The 19,055-nt window shown below is 59.2% G+C and carries 13 protein-coding genes; 3 read left to right on the top strand and 10 right to left on the bottom strand.

Annotation, left to right across the window (positions count from 1 at the left end; all coding sequences use genetic code 11):
• Positions 1-273: 273 nt before the first annotated feature.
• A complete protein-coding gene (gene gltB / locus MTP36_RS06500) occupies positions 274-4,809 on the top strand; it encodes a glutamate synthase large subunit (protein WP_249254198.1) in 4,536 nt (1,511 codons plus the stop codon).
• A gap of 14 nt (positions 4,810-4,823) precedes the next feature.
• Positions 4,824-6,302, top strand: a complete 1,479-nt coding sequence (locus MTP36_RS06495) for a glutamate synthase subunit beta (protein WP_249254197.1) — start codon at positions 4,824-4,826, stop codon at positions 6,300-6,302.
• 76 nt (positions 6,303-6,378) lie between these two features.
• Here the strand turns inward: MTP36_RS06495 and MTP36_RS06490 are convergent, their stop codons facing one another.
• The 7 genes from MTP36_RS06490 to MTP36_RS06460 all read right to left on the bottom strand — a co-directional run bounded on the left by MTP36_RS06490 (position 6,379) and on the right by MTP36_RS06460 (position 14,938).
• Entirely contained in the window at positions 6,379-8,085 is a 1,707-nt protein-coding gene (locus tag MTP36_RS06490; RefSeq protein ID WP_249254196.1) for a PASTA domain-containing protein, read from the bottom strand.
• Between the two features lie 168 nt (positions 8,086-8,253).
• Positions 8,254-9,594: a TRAP transporter large permease gene (locus MTP36_RS06485; protein ID WP_118657387.1), complete on the bottom strand. Its 1,341-nt coding sequence runs from the start codon at positions 9,592-9,594 to the stop codon at positions 8,254-8,256.
• Position 9,595: 1 nt separating this feature from the next.
• Positions 9,596-10,117, bottom strand: coding sequence for a TRAP transporter small permease (locus MTP36_RS06480; RefSeq protein ID WP_117553410.1), 522 nt, complete (start codon positions 10,115-10,117; stop codon positions 9,596-9,598).
• Between the two features lie 97 nt (positions 10,118-10,214).
• Positions 10,215-11,309: a TRAP transporter substrate-binding protein gene (locus MTP36_RS06475; protein WP_249254193.1), complete on the bottom strand. Its 1,095-nt coding sequence runs from the start codon at positions 11,307-11,309 to the stop codon at positions 10,215-10,217.
• 286 nt (positions 11,310-11,595) lie between these two features.
• Positions 11,596-12,600: a TRAP transporter substrate-binding protein gene (locus MTP36_RS06470; protein WP_249254192.1), complete on the bottom strand. Its 1,005-nt coding sequence runs from the start codon at positions 12,598-12,600 to the stop codon at positions 11,596-11,598.
• Entirely contained in the window at positions 12,597-13,412 is an 816-nt protein-coding gene (locus MTP36_RS06465) for a response regulator transcription factor (protein ID WP_249254191.1), read from the bottom strand. The genes MTP36_RS06470 and MTP36_RS06465 overlap by 4 nt, the downstream gene beginning before the upstream one ends.
• Positions 13,409-14,938 carry a sensor histidine kinase gene (locus MTP36_RS06460; protein ID WP_249254190.1) on the bottom strand — a complete coding sequence of 510 codons (1,530 nt, stop codon included), beginning with the start codon at positions 14,936-14,938 and terminating at the stop codon, positions 13,409-13,411. The genes MTP36_RS06465 and MTP36_RS06460 overlap by 4 nt, the downstream gene beginning before the upstream one ends.
• A gap of 311 nt (positions 14,939-15,249) precedes the next feature.
• Between MTP36_RS06460 and MTP36_RS06455 the strand changes: the two genes are divergently transcribed.
• Positions 15,250-15,780 carry a YcxB family protein gene (locus MTP36_RS06455; protein ID WP_249254189.1) on the top strand — a complete coding sequence of 177 codons (531 nt, stop codon included), beginning with the start codon at positions 15,250-15,252 and terminating at the stop codon, positions 15,778-15,780.
• Positions 15,781-15,977: 197 nt separating this feature from the next.
• On the opposite strand, the gene MTP36_RS06450 is transcribed toward MTP36_RS06455, so the two are convergent.
• Genes MTP36_RS06450 through MTP36_RS06440 form a run of 3 tightly spaced genes read right to left on the bottom strand, consistent with a single transcriptional unit; the run spans position 15,978 to position 19,055 of the window.
• Positions 15,978-17,564, bottom strand: a complete 1,587-nt coding sequence (locus tag MTP36_RS06450) for a mannitol dehydrogenase family protein (protein ID WP_055184988.1) — start codon at positions 17,562-17,564, stop codon at positions 15,978-15,980.
• Between the two features lie 5 nt (positions 17,565-17,569).
• The gene (gene uxuA / locus MTP36_RS06445; protein ID WP_055184985.1) at positions 17,570-18,667 is read right to left on the bottom strand and encodes a mannonate dehydratase; all 1,098 of its coding nucleotides are present in this window, start codon (positions 18,665-18,667) and stop codon (positions 17,570-17,572) included.
• Positions 18,668-18,686: 19 nt separating this feature from the next.
• Positions 18,687-19,055, bottom strand: a complete 369-nt coding sequence (locus MTP36_RS06440; RefSeq protein WP_249254188.1) for a hypothetical protein — start codon at positions 19,053-19,055, stop codon at positions 18,687-18,689.

The raw sequence follows: 19,055 nt of genomic DNA, 5'->3' as shown, positions 1-19,055 counted from the left end.
ACGCCGGGTGCGGCGGTTTTGTTTGTATGCCGCGCACAGCTGCGGGGGCTCGCGGCATCTCGCACAAGAAGCGGCGCAATGTGTGTAGCATATTTGGTGCAGCTGTCACTTGAAAATTTTTCAGGAATCTGTATAATATCAGGTATCGGAACAAAGGCGTTCCGCAGGGGCATCCTGTGCCCTTGCGGGGCGCTTTTTTCTTTTTGCAGGGGATAAAAAGCTGCGGAGGGTGCCGCAGCCCCCGGTAAACAAGTAAAAAGGATGGGAAAGACTATGGAAAACTTTACAGAGCAGAAAACCACCCTTGGTCTGTACGACCCACAGTTCGAGCACGATGCCTGCGGCATCGGCGCTGTGGTGGACATCAAGGGACGTAAAAGCCACCAGACGGTGGACGATGCACTGTCCATCGTGGAGCGGCTGGAGCACCGCGCCGGTAAGGACGCCGAGGGTAAGACCGGCGATGGCGTGGGCATCCTGCTGCAGATCAGCCACAAGTTCTTCTCCAAGGTTGCCGAGGAGCTGAACATCCGGCTGGGCAACGAGCGGGAGTACGGCGTGGGCATGTTCTTCTTCCCCCAGAACGAGCACCTGCGGGCACAGGCCATGAAGCTGTTCGAGGTGGTCACCCGCAAGGAGGGACTGGAGTTTCTGGCATGGCGCGAGGTGCCCGTGGACCCCGATGCCGTGGGTCAGAAGGCGCGGGACTGCATGCCCGCCATCTGGCAGTGCTTCATCAAAAAGCCCGCCAAGGTAAGCAAGGGCATTGAGTTTGACCGCCGCCTGTACATCGTGCGCCGCGTGTTCGAGCAGGCCAGCAACGGCACCTATGTGCCCAGCCTGTCCAGCCGCACCATCGTGTACAAGGGTATGTTCCTCGTGCACGACCTGCGCCGCTTCTATGCCGACTTGCAGGACCCGGACTATGAGTCCGCCATTGGCATGGTGCACAGCCGCTTTTCTACCAACACCAACCCCAGCTGGATGCGTGCACACCCCAACCGCTTTATCCTGCACAACGGCGAGATCAACACCATCAAGGGCAACACCGACGCCATGCTGGCGCGCGAGGAGAGCATCTCCAGCCCCATTCTTCAGGACGACATGAACAAGATCCTGCCCATCATCAACACCTCCGGTTCGGACTCTGCCATGCTGGACAACACTCTGGAATTTATGGTGATGAACGGCATGGACCTGCCGCTGGCCGTGATGATCACCATCCCCGAGCCGTGGGAGAATAACAAGAATATCAGCCAGAAAAAGCGGGATTTCTACCAGTACTACGCCACCATGCTGGAGCCGTGGGACGGCCCCGCCGCCATCCTGTTCTCGGATGGTGACGTGATGGGCGCAGTGCTGGATCGCAACGGTCTGCGCCCCAGCCGCTACTACATCACCAAGGACGGACGCATGATCCTGTCCTCTGAGGTGGGCGTGCTGGAATGCGACCCGGAGAATATTCTGGTCAAGGAGCGCCTGCGTCCCGGCAAGATGCTGCTGGTGGATACCGTCAAGGGCGAGGTGGTGGACGATGAAAAGCTGAAGGAGCTTTACGCCAGCCGTGAGCCCTACGGCGAGTGGATCGATCGCAATCTGGTGCAGCTGAGCGGGCTGAAGATCCCCAACGTGAAGGTGGAAAGCTACACCGGCGAGCAGCTGACCCGGCTGCAGAAGGTGTTCGGCTACAAGTACGAGGACGTGAACACTATGATCCTTGCCATGGCGCGGGCGGGCGCAGAGCCCTCCGGTGCCATGGGTACCGACACCCCGCTTGCCGTGCTCAGCAGCCAGCATCCCCCGCTGTTCAACTACTTCAAGCAGCGGTTCGCGCAGGTGACGAACCCGCCCATTGACGCCATCCGGGAAAAGGTGGTCACCTCCACCAGCGTTTACATCGGTGCCCACGGCAATCTGCTGGAGGATAAGCCGGAGAACTGCAAAGTGCTCAAGGTGCACAACCCCATCCTGACCAACACCGACCTGTTGAAGATCAAGTACATGAACGTGCCGGGCTTCAAGGTGGCTACGGTGTCCATCAACTACTACAAGAACACCAGTCTGGAAAAGGCCATCGACCGGGTATTTCTGGAAGTCGACCGCGCCTATAAGGAGGGTGCGAACATCATCATCCTGTCTGACCGTGACGTGGATGAATACCATGTGACCATCCCCAGCCTGCTGGCTGTTTCGGCAGTGTCCCAGTACCTCATCCGCACCAAAAAGAGCACCGCACTGGCGCTGATTTTGGAAAGCGCCGAACCCCGGGAGGTGCACCACTTTGCCACCCTGCTGGGCTACGGTGCCTGCGCCATCAACCCCTATCTGGCGCACGAGACCATTGGACAGCTGATCGACGAGGGTCTGCTGGACAAGGACTATTACGCCGCCGTGCAGGACTACGACAACGCCATCCTCAACGGCATCGTGAAGATTGCCTCCAAGATGGGCATTTCCACCATCCAGAGCTACCAGAGCAGCCAGATCTTTGAGGCTGTGGGCATCTCGAAGGAGGTCATCGACAAATACTTCACCGGCACGGTGAGCCGCGTGGGCGGCATCAGCATGGCAGACATTCAGGCCGATGTGGAAGCGCTGCATAACGCCGCCTTTGACCCGCTGGGGCTGGATATCAACATGGAGCTGGCCGACAGCGGTGCCCACAAGTTCCGCAGCGGCAAGGAAGAGCACCTGTTCAACCCCCAGACCATTCATCTGTTCCAGAAAGCCTGCCGCACCGGCGATTACGCCACCTTCAAGCAGTTCACCCAGACGGTGGACAACATGGGTGCCGAGGGCGTGCACCTGCGCAGCCTGCTGGACTTCAACTACGCCGCAGACGGCGGCATCCCGCTGGAAGAAGTAGAGCCGGTCTCCAGCATCGTCAAGCGGTTCAAGGGCGCTGCCATGAGCTACGGCGCACTGAGCAGTGAGGCGCACGAGACCATTGCCATCGCCCTGAACCGTCTGGGCGGGCGCAGTAATACCGGCGAGGGCGGCGAGCCTGAGGAGCGTTACCACAGCGAGAGCAATTCCAAGATCAAGCAGGTGGCCTCTGCCCGCTTTGGCGTGACCAGCAAGTATCTGGTCAGCGCCGAGGAGATCCAGATCAAGCTGGCACAGGGCGCAAAGCCCGGTGAGGGCGGCAACCTGCCCGGTGCCAAGGTGTATCCGTGGATCGCCAAGACCCGCCACAGCACCACCGGCGTGGGCCTGATCTCTCCCCCGCCCCACCACGATATCTATTCCATCGAGGATCTGGCAGAGCTGATCTACGATTTGAAAAACGCCAACCGCAGCGCTAACATCAACGTCAAGCTGGTCAGCGAGGCCGGTGTGGGCACCATTGCCGCCGGTGTTGCCAAGGGCGGCGCACAGGTCATTCTGGTGTCCGGCTATGACGGCGGCACCGGTGCTGCGCCCCGCACCTCCATCAAGCACGCCGGTCTGCCTTGGGAGCTGGGCATCGCCGAGACCCACCAGACCCTGATCCTGAACGGCCTGCGCACCCGCGTGCGCATTGAGAGTGACTCCAAGCTGCTGTCCGGCCGGGATGTAGCCATCAGCTGCATGCTGGGCGCAGAGGAGTTCGGCTTCGGCACTACCCTGCTGATGGCCGAGGGCTGTGTGATGATGCGCGTGTGCAATCTGGACACCTGCCCCATGGGCATCTGCACCCAGAACCCCGAGCTGCGCAAGAACTTCAAGGGCAAGCCGGAGTACATCATCAACTACCTTACCTTTGTGGCCGAGGAGCTGCGGGAGTACATGGCAAAGCTGGGCGTGCGCACCGTGGACGAGCTGGTAGGCCGCACCGACCTGCTGCGGGTCAAGCCCGCCGCCCCGGGCAGCCGTGCAGCGGAGCTGGATCTGGACTGCATCCTGCACAACCCCGCCATTGCAAACAGCAACGTCCACTTTATCAAGGAGGACAGCTACGACTTCCATCTGGAAAACACGCTGGACATGAAGGTGCTGATGAAGAAGTTCAAGCTGGGCAGCAAAGCTTCCCAGAACGTCAGCCTGAATGTTTCCAACGTGGACCGCGCCTTTGGTGCCATCTTTGGCAGCGAGATCACCCGCAAATACGGCAACGACCTGCCGGATGATGTGTACACCGTGCACTGCACCGGTGCAGGCGGTCAGAGCTTTGGCGCCTTTATCCCCAATGGCCTGACGCTGGAACTGGTGGGCGACTGCAACGACTACATGGGCAAGGGCCTTTCCGGCGGCAAGATCGTTGTGCGCCCGCCGCAGGGCATCGACTTCAAGCCCGAGGAGAACATCATCACTGGCAACGTGGCGCTGTACGGCGCTACCAGTGGCAAGGCGTTCATCTCCGGCGTGGCCGGTGAGCGCTTCTGCGTGCGCAACAGCGGCGCGACCGCCGTTGTAGAGGGCGTGGGCGACCACGGCTGCGAGTACATGACCGGCGGCACCGTGGTGGTGCTGGGACAGACCGGCAAGAACTTTGCAGCCGGTATGACCGGCGGCATTGCCTATGTGCTGGACGAGAACTGGGACTTCTACCAGCGGGTGAACAAGGAGACCGTCAGCCTTGAGCCGGTGGAACATAAGTACGATGTTGCCACCCTGAAGGAGCTGATCCGCGCCCATGTGGAAGCCACCGGCTCTCCGCGCGGCAAAGAGATCCTGGATAATTTCAGTGCGTTCCTGCCCAAATTCAAAAAGGTGCTGCCTTACGATTACGACCGTATGCTGCGGGTCATCGCCTCGGTAGAGGAGCGTGGTCTGGACGGCGAGCAGGCACAGATCGAAGCATTCTATGCAGTGCAGAAGCATAAGTAAGGAGGGGCAGCAGCATGGGTAAGACAACAGGATTTATGGATTATGCGCGCAAGACCAGCACGGACGTTGCGCCGCTGGAGCGCCTTGAAAATTTTAACGAGTTCCACATCTGGCTCTCGCGGGAGCAGCAGCAGACGCAGGCCGCCCGCTGCATGGATTGCGGCGTGCCCTTCTGTCAGGCGGGCATGATGATCGGCGGCATGGCCTCCGGCTGTCCGCTGAACAACCTCATCCCGGAGTGGAACGATCTGGTGTACCACGGCAAGTGGGAGCTTGCGCTCCACCGCCTGATGGCCACCAACCGCTTCCCGGAGTTTACCAGCCGGGTGTGCCCCGCCCTGTGCGAGGCCGCCTGCACCTGCGGGGATGTGACCGGCAGCAGCGTCACCGTGCGCGAAAACGAGCACGCCATCATCGAGACGGCCTACGCCAAAAACTGGCTTACCGCCACCCCGCCGCCGACCCGCACCGGCAAGAGCGTTGCCGTGGTGGGCAGTGGCCCTTCAGGGCTTTCGGTGGCCGAGTACCTGAACAAGCGCGGCCACGCCGTTACGGTGTTTGAGCGCGCCGACCGTGTGGGCGGTCTGCTGATGTACGGCATCCCCAACATGAAGCTGGACAAAGCAGTCATTGAGCGCCGGGTCAAGCTGATGCAGGCCGAGGGTGTTGTGTTCCGCACCGGCATGGACGTAGGCGGTGCAGTGCCCGCCGAGCAGCTGCTGGCTGATTTTGATGCCGTGGTGCTGTGCTGCGGTGCCAAAAAGCCCCGGGACCTGAACGTGCCCGGCCGGGACGCCAAGGGCGTGCACTTTGCGGTGGACTACCTGACCAGCGTGACCAAGAGCCTGCTGGACTCGGGTTTTGCAGACGGCAGAGCCATCAACGCAGCCGGTAAAAACGTGCTGGTCATCGGCGGCGGCGACACCGGCAACGACTGTCAGGGCACTGCCCTGCGGCAGGGCTGCACCGACCTGATGGCGCTGGAAATGATGCCGCAGCCCCCTGTCCAGCGCACCGCTGCAAACCCGTGGCCGGAGTGGCCCCGGGTGCTGAAGGTGGACTACGGCCAGACCGAGTGCATCGCCAAGTTCGGCAAGGACCCGCGCGTGTATCAGACCACCGTCAAGGAGTTTTTGAAGGATGACGCCGGCAACCTGACCGGTGCCGTCATCAGCTGCCTGAAGCCGGAGCGCGACCCCGAGACCGGCCGCACCAGCATGGTGCCCACCGGCAAAGAATTTACCTACGACTGCCAGCTGGCGTTTATCGCCGCAGGCTTTACCGGCTGCGAAAACTACACAGCCGATGCCTTTGGTGTGGAACTGACCGCCCGGGGCAATGTAGCCGACCACAACTTTAAGACCAATGTGGACAAGGTGTTCGTCTGCGGCGATATGCGCCGCGGCCAGAGCCTTGTGGTGTGGGGTCTGCGCGAGGGCCGCGATTGCGCCGCCGAGGTAGACCGCTGCCTGATGGGCTACACCAATCTTTAATTCGCCATTCTCTTTCCTATCCTAAACAAGCAGAAGCGGGAGCCCGTTGCAAGGCTCCCGCTTCTGCTTTTATTTTTTAATCGGTATCGTATTCCGGCTCTGTGCCGCCCTCCGGGGGCGTTTCCGGGGTGGTAGGCTCGGTAGCGGCAGGTTCTTCCGGGGTGGCGGTGATCTGCACACTGGGGTCTGCGGCGATATATATGGTGATCACCGTACCCACCGTGACCATGGCGCCCTCTTCCTCACTGGCAGAGACCACGCAGCCCGTGGCGTAGGAGCCATCGTTCACCACCATAAAGCAGCTGGCCACAAGCCCCCGGCTGCTCAATATCTCAATGGCCTTATCCTGCGATGCACCGATGATCTTGGGCATCTCCACCTTCTCCGGGCCCTGACTGACCACGATCTGGATCACCTCGCCGTTCTCCATCACCTCACCGGCCTCCGGCTCCTGCCGGATGACCTGCCCGGAGGGCACGGTATCGCTGTACTCCAGCACCGCCCGGAACAGGTACATACTGGTGTACTCGCGGTTATTCTTGATCTGCTCATAATCGATGCCCACAAAGTTGGGCACAAGATTCTGGGGCTTCATTTCCTCGCTGCTGGCAGCTTCCGAGCTCGGCTCCGAAGAGGGAGTTTGTTCCTCCTTGCTGCTCACGATGCCCCACAGGGTGAGCAAGATCAGAACGGAAAGCAGGATCAGGATGCCCGCCAGCAGCCCCTTCAAACTGAGCAGATGTTCCCTGCCCTGCCCGCTCTGCTCTGCCCGCACCGGATGCATCGGGGTCTCCGGCTTCATGGTGCGGGTCAGCTCTGCGGTATATTCCTTGGAAGAAAGTGCCTGATACAGCTGCGGCACAGTCTGGATGCGCTCCATGACCTTGAGCCGCAGCCCCAGCTGCAATACATCGGAGACGTAGGCCGGTACGGCAGGCTCTACGGTGCGTGCCCGGGGGTTGGAGTCCGACACCACGCGCTGAGCAGCGGGCATGGGTGCCTGCCCGCACACCATGCGGTAAAAGACGGCGGCAAGGCTGTACTCATCGGTGTAGCGCCCCTCAAACTCAGCGGTGGTGTACTGCTCCGGCGCGGAGTAGCCCTCGTACAGCTGCTCGTGCAGGCCGCTGCCTGCGGTGCGCAGACCCACGGTGGCATACCCGGCCAGACGGCAGCGGCCATCTGCCATTACCCGGATATTCTCCGGGCAGATGCCGCGGTGCACCAGCCCTGCCTTGTGCATGGCCGCCACGCCCTCAAACACCGGGCGCAGCATGGCGCAGGCATCCTCTGCCCGCACCGGGGCGGGACGGTTTGCCAGCCACTGCTCCAGCGGGGTGCCGCCTAAATTTTCCAGCACCGCATACACGGTGTTGTTGGCCTCCACCACGTCCAGCACGGCCTCCAGACCGCTGGCGGGGGTAATGCGTTGGATGGCGCGGTACAGGTCTGCAAAGTCCATGCGGGTAGTCTTGAACAGTACCTCGCTCCCCTGCTTGGGGCGCAGGATGCAGTCCGCACCCCGCTCCGCAGAAAGGGTGACGGGCAGGTACTCCTTGATGGTCACCCGGAAACCGCCCAGATTCTCCACGCCGCTGTACAGCACGCCTTCGCCGTCCAGACTGCGCATCTCGCCCACGGTGTAGCGCCCAGCCAGCACCGTACCCACCGGCAGACAGCCCGCCGGGTTGCACCCCTCCAGAATCTTCCCGCAATGGGGGCAGACGGTCGCCGCAGGCGGCAGCTCCCCAATGCAGAACGGACACAGGCGTTTTTGCTCCATAGTGTTCTCTCCCCTTCCCAGCTTCTATACACTTTATTGTATCATAGTGTTCCCCGCCGTGCAAGCTATCCGCATTTTGGTGCACACGCAAAAAGACCGGGGCCCGCAGCCCAAAGGGCTGACAAGCTCCGGTCTTATAGATGCAAGGGGTATTCCCTTATGCTGCGCTTAGTGGATGAACACAGGACCCAGCGGGTTTGTGATGGGGCTGACGTAACCGCCCAGCAGCTTGGGGATAGCAAGGCTGATGTCGGGGATGTAGGTCAGCAGCAGCAGTGCAACGAACATGCACAGGTAGAACGGCAGGGTTGCCTTGACCACTTTCTCCATGGGGCGCTTTGCAACGGCAGAGCCGATGAACAGAACGGAGCCAACGGGAGGAGTCAGCAGACCGATGCCGCAGTTCAGAACCACGATGATACCGAACTGGATGGGATCGATGCCGATGGAGGTGGCGATGGGCAGCAGGATGGGGGTAGCAATCAGGATGATGGGAGCCATATCCATGATCATGCCCAGTACCAGCAGGATCAGGTCGATGAGCAGTGCAATGATGTAGGGGTTATCGGTGAGGTCGGTGATGGCGGTTGCTGCCAGATCAGGCACATGCAGCATGGTCAGGCAGTTGCCGAACACTGCAGAGGTAGCGATCAGGATCAGCACGATGGACAGGGTGTTGACGCACTCGTCCAGAGCGTGCCACACGCCCTTCCAGTCCAGACCCTTATAGACGAACACGGAAACGAGCAGGGAGTAGATAACGGCGATAGCAGCGGACTCGGTAGCGGTAAACACGCCGCCGACAACGCCGAACACCACGATGATAACAGCGGCCAGTGCCCAGATGGAGGTGCCCAGCTGCTTGACAAAAGCCTTGATGCTGAAGGGATCACCCTTGGGGTAGTTGCGTTTGACCGAGATGATGTAGGAGCCGATCATCAGCACGATGGCCAGCAGAGCGCCGGGCAGGTAGCCGGCCAGGAACAGGCTGCCCACGGAGATACCACCGGCGGTGGTAGCGTAGATGACCATGTTATGGCTGGGGGGAACCAGCAGACCCTCGCAGGAGGAGGTGATGGTAACAGCGGTGGAGAAGTCTGCGCCGTAGCCCTGATCCACCATCATGGGGATCATGATGGAACCGATGGAAGCGGTATCGGCGGAAGCAGAACCGGAAATGCCGCCGAAGAAGTAGGAAGCCACGATATTGACCATGGCCATACCGCCGCGCATCCAGCCCACGCAGGCGTCAGCCAGTGCGATCAGCTTTTCAGAAATGCCGCCGGAGCCCATGAGCACGCCCATGGTGATGAAGAACGGTACAGCCATCAGGCTGAAGGAAGAAATGCCCTTGACCATCAGGCGGCAGACGTCGGTCAGTGCCTGACCCTGCACCAGCATGCACAGCACGCTGGACAGACCAACGGCATATGCAATGGGGAAGCGCAGGAAGATCATAACAAAGAAGCTGACAAGAAGGACAATGATCGCCAGTGTCTGAACTGTCATATTACATTTCCTCCTTTACAAAAAAGCTCTTGATATGGTTATACAGAGACTCGATCTCGAAGATGACCATGGCAACACCGGCCAGCGGCACCGGGAAGTACATCCAGAAGCGGCTCAGCCAAGGCATGGAAACATAGAAGCCACGGCCGCCCAGCGTGGTGGCGTAGTTCCAGCCGACCGCCATCATCACCACACCAAGAACCATCACGGCCACGTCGGACAAAATGTCCAGCGCCTTGACCACTTTCTTGGGCAGGTACATATCAAAGGCAGTCATGCGGATGTGTGCGCCGCGGCGGATGGCCAGCGCAGCGCTCAGCACGGCCATGTAACTCATGCAGGTCAGAACGACCTCCTCAGACCAGGAGGGGTCCGGGATAAAGGGGACGTAACGGCCAATGACCGACATCGTGGTAATGAGGATATCTGCGATCAGCAGGATCTTGCAGATGAACAGAACCACCTTGTAGGTAAAGTCGTACGCCGGTCTGATCTTATCCAGAGTGGTAAAGATTTTCGGCATAGAAATTCCTCCATATAAAAGCCCGGCGAAGCCTGCGGGCGTATTCCCGTGGGCCTCCGCCGGGCAATGTACTACTTAGATTGGATGGAAAGCCAGATTATGCCTTCATGTCCAGCAGCTTCTGGTACAGCTCAGCCTGATCAGAGGTGTTGTCCTTGATGACCTTGGCGCAAGCTTCCTGCCAGGGAGTCTTGTCGTCCACATCCACAACGTTGCAGCCGGAGGAGCGCAGCTCTTCCAGAACCTTGTTCTCAGCGGTCTCAGACAGATCAGCGTTGAACTTCTGGGTGTCGGCAGCAGCAGCCATAACAGCAGCCTGCTGGTTAGCGGTCAGCTTGCCCCATGCGTTGTCGGTGATAACAGCCTGAACAGCGCCCAGAGTGTGGCCGTCCAGAATCAGGTTGTTAGCAACCTCGGGGAAGGCGTTGGACTTGTAGTTTGCGATGGGCTGCTCAGCGCCATCCACAACGCCGGTCTGCAGTGCGCTGTACAGCTCGCCGAAGGCAACGACGGTGGGGTTAGCGCCCAGACCCTCGACCATACCGTTCATAACGGGGTCGTTGGACACACGCAGCTTCATGCCCTTCAGGTCATCGATGGTTGCAACGGGCTTGACGGTGAAGAAGTGACGGAAGCCCTCCTCGCCGTAGAACAGGCCGCGAACGGGCAGGCCCAGCTCCTGGGGCTCGTTCAAGAACTCAGGAGCCAGATCGCTGTTGGCAAAGTTCCAGAAGTGAGCACGGTTGTTGAAGGTGAAGGGGATGGACAGGAGCTTAGACTTGTTGCAGCCGTAGCTGGTCAGAGCGAAAGCAGAGATACGGCTGATATCAATGGAGGTAGAGCCGCCCAGAATAGCATCCAGAACGTCGTTCTCAGAGCCCAGAACACCGGAAGCCTGCACATCGACGACCACAGAACCGCCGCTCAGCTCCTCGACCTTCTCCTTGAAGTGAGAACCGGTCTGACCAACGATGGTATCCAGCGGGTTGACCTCGGCGTAGACCAGAGTCACCTTGGGATCGTTGGCAGCAGCAGCTGCATCACCGGCAGCAGCAGAAGCAGAAGCTGCGGTAGAGGTGGAAGCAGCGGTAGAGGTGGAATTGCTCTTGGAACCACCGCAGGCGGTCAGAGCAACAGCAGCGGTAGCTGCACCGGCAACGGCCATAAAGCTACGACGAGAGATCATTTTCATAGGAATCGTCCTCCTTAAAATATTTGTGAACTTCTCCGGGCGCACAGGTGCCGGAGCTTTCGTTCATTGACTGTACACACTTTAGCAAATTTTCCGAAATGAAACAAGGGCTTTCAAAAAATGTCCTGTTTTTCGAAAGAATGTCAAGATTGTTTTTGCCATATTGCACAATCACTTTCTATCTTGTTTGTGCAACACTACCGACCAGTTGGATACATTCCTGTATTTATAGTACAAAATAACACCCCGACAAATGTCCGTCCGGGCACTTCTCGGGGTGTTTTCTTCAGCTTTTCTGTATCCGGTCGATCAGTTCCTGCTGGGCAGAGAATTCATCGTACATGGGCTGCACCGCTGCGCGGAAGCGGGCTTTTTCGGCCTCGTCCAGTTCGGTGACGCAGATGCCCCGCTTGCGCATATTCTGCTCTGCGTTCGCCTCCCGCCGCGCCCAGAGCTCCCGCTCTGTCTGTGCGCTCTCCCGGGCGCAGGCGCGGATCACCTCTGGGAAGCTTTCGTCCAGCGCGGCAAGTTTTTCCATCACCGCCGGGCTGGCCAGCTGCACCTCCGGCACACGGGTGTGCTCGTCCTTCAGGAAAAAGGGCGCTACCTCGTAGTGCCCCATCACCTCGTAGCTGGGCCAGTTGTTCTCTGCGCCATCGATCTCGGCGTTATGCAGGGCGGCATACACCTTGCTGTACACCACCTGCGCCGGCTTTGCGCCCAGTGCGATGATCATGTCGCTCATCATGTCCGACTCCTGCACCCGGATGGTCAGCCCCTGCAAGTCATCCAGCCCTGTCACCTTTTCCCGGGTGTAGAAGCTGCGCACGCCGGCGTCGAACCACGAAAGCCCTACTAAGTCCATCCCATCCAGCATGGCCAGAAACTCATCGCCGATGCCGCCGTCCAGCACCCGCCACATCTGCTGGGCATCGCTGTACAAATAAGGCAGCTGCAATACACTGAGCTCCGGCTCGTACTCTGCCAGCTGGCTCAGAGATACACGGGAAAAATCAACCCCGCCGAACTGCATCTGCTGGATGACGCTCTGCTCTGCGCCCAGTTCTGCCCCGCTGTAAACCAGCACCTTCACCCGGCCATCCGTGCGCTGTGCCACAAGTTCGGCAAAGGCCTTTGCTGCCTTGCTGGTAGGGTAGTCCTCCGGCTGGTTCTCGGCATAGCGCAGGATGAGCGGCTTCTCCTGCTGTGAAGAAGCAGACTGCGCCGTGCAGCCTGTAACTGCCAGTGCCGGGGCTGCCGCAAGCAGACGCAGCAGCTGACGGCGGGTCACAGCCGCGCCTCCCGAGCCGCCTTTGCCGCTTCCTTCCGATACTGGGTGGGGGTCATACCGGTGCGCTTTTTAAAGGCGCGGGCAAAGTAGCTGGCATCCTCGTAGCCCACCATGGAGGCCACCTCCGCTGCGGAGCGGAAGGGGTCGGCCAGCAGCTCCTTGGCGGCGTTGATGCGCAGCTCGGTCAGACAGTCCAGAAAATTCATCTTCTGGTACTTTTTGAACTGTGCCGAAAGATACGCCGGGCTGATGTGCAAAATTTCGCTCACGCTGTCTAGCGAGAGGTCGGCCATATAGTTATCTTCCATATACTTGCGCACATGGTCCATCACCAGTGCGTTGCGGTCGCTCTCCCCTTCCCCGGCGGGGTCGGTCTCCTGCTCCGGGACGGTTTCCGGCTCCGGGGCTTCCGCAGCCAGCTCGGCCAAGCGGCGTCCGGCTTCAATTTGCCGGATGGCGCGGCGGATGGCCGCTTCGGTCTCGTCCGGATCCACCGGCTTCAGCAGATAATCGCAGGCACCCAGATGCACCGCCTCGTGGGCGTACTGGAACAGGCTGTACGCCGTGATAAAGATCACCTTGCACTCCGGGCGCTGTTCCAGCACCGCGCGGGCGGCATCCAAGCCGTTCATGCCCGGCATCTCAATGTCCATCAAAATCAGGTCTGCTTCCCAGAGCACAGCGGTATCGGCGGCTTTGCGGCCGTTTTCCGCCATCTCCACCGTCACCTCATGCTCGAACCGGCGCATGACGATATCCGCCAGCGCTTCCCGCTCCATTCTCTCGTCATCCGCGATCAACAGACGAATCATTCCTCAAATTCCTCCTCATTCTCCACCAGCGGCAGATACAGGATCACCGCAGTTCCCCGCCCCGGCCGGGAGCGCACCACCACCCGGCAGCGGGCATCCAGCAGCCGCAGGCGGGCGGCCACGTTATAAATACCGATATGTTCCCAGCGGGGTGCGGGCTGTTCCAATGCCGTGCGCAGCTGCTGTAACTGCTCCGGCTCAATGCCCACGCCGTTGTCCAGCACCCGGATGCACAGCAGGCCTTTTTCCCACAGGGGCACCATGCGGATGCGCACCACGCCGCCCTCTTCCTTGGGGCAGATGCCATGCTTGAAGGCGTTTTCCACGATGGGCTGCAAGATAAAGGATGGCACCATGGTCTCGGTCAGATCCAGCGAGTCCGAGAACGCCCACTCCATCTGCACCCGGTCGCCAAAACGCACATGGTAGATGGAATAGTACTCGTCCACAACGCGCACCTCCCGGGAGAGGGGCACCTGCTCATCGTTGCTCATCAGGCTGTAACGCAGCAGATGGGAAAGCGCCATAATGAGCGCCTGCGTGCGGTAGGCAGACTCTGTGCCCGCCATCTGCTGGATGACGTTCAGGGTGTTGAACAGAAAATGCGGGTCGATCTGGCTGCGCAGCTGCTGCAACCGGCTGCGCTCCATGCGGTTCTGCAGTTCCAATGCCTCGGTCTTTTGGCGGTGCAGCTCCCGCTCGATCTCGTTTTTCTCCTGTAAGGTGTTCACCTGCTGCGCCATGGAGTGCTTCATGCGGTTGAAGGACTCCGCCAGCTGGCCGATCTCCGGCTGCTTGGGCAGCGGGATGTCCGGGGTATCGAACTGGCTGCGGCTGATGGCGCGGGAAGCCACGATCATCTGGGAGACCGGGGTCAGCAGCCGCATGACCATCAGACCGGAGGCACAGCCCAGCGCCACACACAGCGCCACCACCACGATCTGCATCAGGGCGATCCGCTCGCCCAGCTCCGAGATCTCGGTGTAAGTAGTCTGGGCGTCCAGAATCGAGGCTTTCAGCAGCTGCATGGTGTACTGGCTCAGATACCCGCCGCAGACCGAGACCTTGTTGTAGTACAGCTGGGATGCCTTTGCATCCTGCCCACTGGAAAGATAGCTCTCCAGCTCCTCCAGCAGGGTGTTGTAGCTGCCGTAGGTGGTCTCCACCGCACCGTACAGCACCCACTGTTCATCACTGACATTCTGCAAGCCGTCCATATTGGATCGGATGCGCCACAGCCATGCGTTGCTGGTGGAGCAGGCTGCCTGAAGCTTTTCCAGCATTTCCTCGGTTTCGCCGTTTTCCCAGCGGTACGCTTCCAGAATGCTGATGGAGCTTTCCACGCCGCCCTGAAAGCGGCTGATGGCATTAAAGTTGCTCATCTGGTCGTCCTGCACCTGCTGCACTGCCCGTGCCTGATAGCCGTTGAGGGCAAGCTGCAATGCAAAGGCAGCAAAAAAAGCTGCCAGACACAGCACCATGCGCTGCTTGAGCGTAACGCTGCGCTTCCAGTTGCGCTTTTCCATGCAAGGCTTCCCCCTTTTCGTTAAGGTGTATCTGAAAACAAAGAAAATGACGAATATTTCGCAAGCACAAGCGGGATTTAAGGCAAATAGCCGCAGGAATCCTTTGTGGATTTCAAGGCTGTTTAACGCAAAATCCAGCTGTGCTTGTAGAAATAGACTAAATTTTCGACTTTTCAGATACACCCAAGATAGTACCTTATTCTACCACGCCTTGCGGGCGATTTGCAAGCCGGATGCACCGCCGCCAGTGCATCTTTTGCTTGCTTCTTGCCGGTAAATGTGGTACTATGCCCAAAAAGGAGGGTAACTTTATGACCCAGAATGTTTGCGTTTCCGTTCAGATGGACGAAAAGGGCTTTCGCGATTTTGCATCTTTCGACCTGCTGCGCCACAACAAGGGCTGGCAGCGTCCGGCGGTGTTCACCGCCATTCTGCTGGTGTGTGCCGGCATCTGCCTGAGCCAGATCGGCAAGCGGGAGGGGGCCGGGCTGCTGACCGCCGTGCTGGCCATCGTAGCCATCGGTCTGCCCGCCGTATACTTCGGCACCTTTTTTTCGAACCTCTCCAAGCAGATCAAAAAGCTGGGTCTGCCCCGTCCCTTCTACCGGCTGGAGTTGGACACCGCCGGGCTTTCGGTCTGGATGGCCGGTGAGCAAAACAAGGCCGAGCCCACCAACCGCTACACTTGGAACACCGTGTACTGCGCCTACCGCACCAAAGAGGCGGTGTACATCTATGTCCAGAAGAATCAGGCCTATCTGCTGAACGAGAGCATGGATGCCGCATGGAGCCTGCTGGGCAGCACCCTGCCCGCCGCCAGCCTGCACGACTGCCGGAAATAAGGGCACCGTGACGATTTTTCATGCGCTCCTCTTTGCTCTGCGCATGAATAGCGGAACAATTATGGTTTTTTCGAACTCCCGGAGCGTCTGCGGACGCTCCGGGAGTCTATTTTTACATAACAATTTTTACAAAACAAAAACCCACGCTACGGCAAAGCAAAAGCGCAGCGTGGGCACGGAAATAGCGTTATAAAGTTTTAGCGGGCGAGGGTGTACTTGTGCAGGGTCTTGCGCACTGCGCCGTTACCGGCGTACAGCTCCTTGACCATGCCCTCGATCTTTTCGCCCAGACCGACGGCATACAGATCCACGCCGAACACGTCGGCACGGCTGTACAGAGCCTTCAGGCAGCTGAAGTCCTGCTCGCCTTCCTTGACCTCCAAGGGGTTGACGATGGCCTGCAGCTCAGCCAGCAGCGGATCGGGAGAGATCTCGAAGGGCTGGCCGTTGTCGTCGATGCCCTTCAGGTAGCGGGCATAGCCTGCCAGCACCAGCGGGATCAGCACGAGGTTGGACTTGTCCAGACCGCGCTCCTCGTAAGCCTTGATGGTCTCGCCGAAGCGGATAGCCAGCTTCTGAGAGGTATCGGTAGCGATACGCTGGGGAGCATCGGGCATGAAGGGGTTGGGCAGACGGCGGTTGATGACAGCGCCGATGAACTCGTAGGGGTTCAGCACGCCGGGATCAACGACCACAGGCATAGCCTCGATATAGCCGATCTTCTGGATAAAGGAGCGCAGATCCTCGTCTGCCATCTCGGCAGAGATGAGGGTGTAGCCCAGCATGCAGCCATAGATGGACATGGCAGTGTGCAGGGGGTTCAGGCAGGTGCAGACCTTCATCTTCTCGATCTTGTCCACGGTCTCGCGGTCGCAGTACAGTACGCCGCCCAGCTCCAGCGGAGGACGACCGTTGGTGTAGTGATCCTCGATGCACAGGTACTGGGTCTCCTCGGCGTTGACGAAGGGAGCGGTGAAGGTGTGCTTCTCGGTCACGATGGTATAGTTGTCCTCAAAGCCATCCTTTGCCAGCATCTCCTGCACCTTTGCGTCCGGGCGCGGGGTGATCTTATCGATCATGCTCCAGGGGAAAGTGATCTTGGTCTCGTCCTGCACATAAGCCAGGAACTCGGCGGGCACCAGACCCTGCTCCACCCACTTTGCAGCGTAGGCGTGGACAGCGGTCTTGACCTTATCGCCGTTGTGGGAGCAGTTATCCATGCTCTGCACGGTCAGGGGCAGCTTACCTGCCTTGAAGCGCTCGTACAGCAGGGCGGTGACCTTGCCCATGGCCAGCACGGGGGTCAGGCCGCGCTCCAAGTCAGCAGGAGCAACGCCGTAGCCCTTCTCGGTGATGGTGAAGGAGATCATCTGCAGGCTGGGGTTCTGGAAGATCTCCACCAGACGTGCCCAGTCGGCGCCGAAGGAATAGTCAGCCTTCAGGCTCTCGGTGACGGAGGCAATGACCTTCTTCTCGATCTCGCCGGTGGACTTCAGGCAGACCAGCAGGCTCAGGTTATCGTAGGGCTGGTAAGCCTTGTCGATGATCTCGTAGTCAAAGCTCTCGGCCACGATGACGCCGCGGTCGTACTTGCCGCTGTTCAGTGCGTCGTTCAGCACGGCAGCGGGGAAAGCACGGAAGATGTTGCCGGCACCAAAGTGCACCCAAGTGGGCTCGGCGTGGGTCTTGGCCTTGACGGCCTCAATGTCGAATTTGGGCAGCTCGTAGCCCTTTTCTGCCCACTCGGCGGACAGATTGCCGTTTTTGATATCAGACAGCTTCATAATAATCAGCCCTTCTTTTCTTCATCCAGACGGTCCAGCAGATCCCAGATACCCAGCATATACTGGATGCCCAGAGCACGGTCATACTTGCCATAGCCGGGGCGGCAGTTGCCGGGGCCTTCCTCCCACAGCTGACGGCCGTGGTCGGGGCGGATGTAGCCCTCAAAGCCGCAGTCATGGTAAGCGCGCATCACCTCAATGATGCCGGTCTCGCCGCAGCAGTCGCGGTGAGCAGCCTCGGAGAAGTCGCCGTTGGGGAAGTGGTGAATGTTGCGGACGTGGCCGAAGGCAATGCGGTCGCAGTGCTTGCGGATGATCTCGGCACAGTTATTGTTGGGATTTGCGTTCAGGCTGCCGGTGCACAGGGTCAGGCAGTTGTACGGATCGTCCACCATCTTCAGGAAGCGGTCGATACTGGGCTCGTCCACCAGCAGGCGGGGCAGGCCAAAGATATCCCAAGGGGGATCGTCCATGTGGATGGCCATCTTGATGTCACACTCGTGGCAGGTGGGCATCAGAGCCTCGAGGAAGTACTTCAGGTTCTCCCACAGCTTCTCCTTGGTGACAGGGGCATAGGCCTTGAACAGCTCGTCCAGCTTTGCCATACGCTCCGGCTCCCAGCCGGGGAAGGTCATGTTGTACTTCTCGGTGAAGGACATGATGTACTCAGCCATAGCCTTGTAATCGCCCTTGATCTTGTCCTTCTCGTAGAACAGTGCGGTGGAGCCGTCGCCTACCGGGTGGAACAGGTCGGTGCGGGTCCAGTCGAAGATGGGCATGAAGTTGTAGCAGATGACCTTGACGCCGAACTTGGACAGGTTGCGGATGCACTGCTTGTAGTTCTCGATATACTGGTCGCGGGTGGGCAGACCGATCTTGATATCGTCATGCACGTTGACGGACTCGACAACATCCATATCAAAGCCGTAGGCATGGATCTGGTCTGCAACCTTCTGGATCTCGTCGATTTCCCAGATCTCGCCGGGCATCTTGTTGTGCAGTGCCCAGACGATGCTGGTCACGCCGGGGATCTGCTTGATGTCGCTCAGAGTGACGGGGTCGTTGCCCTCGCCATACCAGCGCCAACCCATTTTCATAGGCATAGAGAAGTTCCTCCTGTCGTTATTTATCATGTGGCACGCGCAGTACGCCTGCACGCTCTTCTTGCTTATATTCTAATATATCAGTTTTAAAATAGCAATACGCACAATGCCATTTTTTTGTGTTTATTCTTGTATACTTTACACAAAAACGGCAAAATGCCAGTTTTTTAACAAGGTTTTTGGGCAGTGTGCTGCTCTCTTTCCAAGCTTTTCCTGTTCTTGCGGTCAGCACATCGCAACGCTCTGACCTGCCCGGCACAAAAAGCAGCCGGTTGACAATTCCTGTAAAAACCTTTATATTCAAGACACGCAGCGCTCCGCGAAAACTGCCGGGCGCACCATCTGGTTCTATATATAAAGGAGGATCCGCTATGGTTTCACCTGCCAA

The organism is Faecalibacterium sp. I4-1-79, assembly GCF_023347235.1.
Lineage (GTDB): Bacteria > Bacillota > Clostridia > Oscillospirales > Ruminococcaceae > Faecalibacterium > Faecalibacterium tardum.
This window is presented reverse-complemented; position numbering and strand designations above follow the sequence as displayed.